1 protein-coding gene is annotated in these 1,497 nt (G+C 71.7%); it reads right to left on the reverse strand.

Features of this window, described 5'->3' with window-relative positions:
• The coding region (locus tag AC08ON_RS05765) for an ATP-binding protein (protein ID WP_476616588.1) at window positions 1-1,497 on the reverse strand (1,497 nt) is incomplete at both ends.

Here is a 1,497-nt window from a genome sequence, read left to right on the forward strand (position 1 = left end):
CCCGCGGTGTCGTGGGTGTGCAGGTGGACGGGCCGGTCGAAACGCTCCCGCAGGGCCGTCACCAGCGTGGCCGCCGCCGCCGGGCGCAGCAGTCCCGCCATGTCCTTCACGGCGAGCACATGCACACCCGCCTCGACGAGCTCTTCGGCGAGGCGCAGGTAGTAGTCGAGGGTGTAGATCCGCTCCGCCGGGTCGGAGAGGTCGCCAGTGTAGCAGAGCGTCCCTTCGGCGATCGCCCCGGTACCGAGCACCGCCTCGATCGCCGGGCGCATCTGCTCGATGTCGTTCAGCGCATCGAAGATCCGGAAGATGTCGACGCCGGTCGCTGCGGCCTCGGCGACGAACGCCCGGACGACGTCGTCCGGGTAGGGGGTGTACCCGACCGCGTTGCGCCCCCGCAGCAGCATCTGCAGGCAGATGTTCGGCGCGGCCTGGCGCAGCGCGGCGAGCCGCTCCCACGGATCCTCCGCGAGAAAGCGCAGCGCAACATCGTAGGTCGCCCCGCCCCAGGCCTCCAGGCTCAGCAGGTTCGGCGTCAGCGCGGCGTACGACGGGGCGGCCGCCAGGATGTCGAAGCTGCGCAGCCTCGTGGCCAGCAGCGACTGGTGGGCGTCACGCAGGGTGGTGTCGGTGACGGCCAGCGCCTCCTGGGCGCGCAGCCACGCCGCCCAGCCCGCCGGCCCGAGCTCCGTCAGCAGCTGCCGGGATCCCGCCGCCGGCGGCTGCGTGCCGCCGGACGCCGCCACCTGTGCGGGCGCGGGCGGCAGCAACTCCCGGGGGTCGGTCAGGGCGACCGCCGGGCGCGGGAATCCGTTCACCGTGCTCTCGGCGAGGCGAGCCAGCAGCCGGCTGGTCGGGTCCGCCCCCTTGCCGGGAGCGAGCAGCTCCGGCCGTTCATCGATGAACGACGTGCTCACCCCGCCGGCGAGGAAGCCGGGGTCAGCGAGGAGCCGCACCAGGAAGTCGATGTTCGTGCGCACCCCGCGGACCCGGAACTCGTTCAGCGCCCGCCGGGCGCGCCGCGCAGCCTTCTCCAGCGTGTTACCCCGGGTCGTCAGCTTCACCAGCAACGAGTCGAAGTACGGGCTGACTTCGGCCCCCGGGTACGTGGCGCCGTCGAGGCGCACCCCCGGACCGCCGGGTGACTGGTAGAAGCTGATCGTCCCGGTGTCGGGCCGGAAGCCATCCGAGGGATCCTCGGTGGTGACCCGGCACTGGATGGCGGTGCTGCGCAGGACGATCTGCTCCTGGATGAGGTTGAGGCCGGCCAGGCTCTCCCCATCGGCGATCCGCAGCTGCGCCGCAACCAGATCAACCCCGGTGACCTCCTCGGTGACCGTGTGCTCGACCTGGATCCGGGGATTCATCTCCATGAACGTGTACCGGTCGTCGGCGCCGAGAAGAAACTCGACCGTGCCCGCATTGACATAGCCGACATGCCGGGCGAACCGCACCGCGTCGGCGCAGATGCTCGCCCGTACCGCCTCGTCGAGCTGC

Source organism: Frankia sp. CoWAU3, from assembly GCF_977971855.1.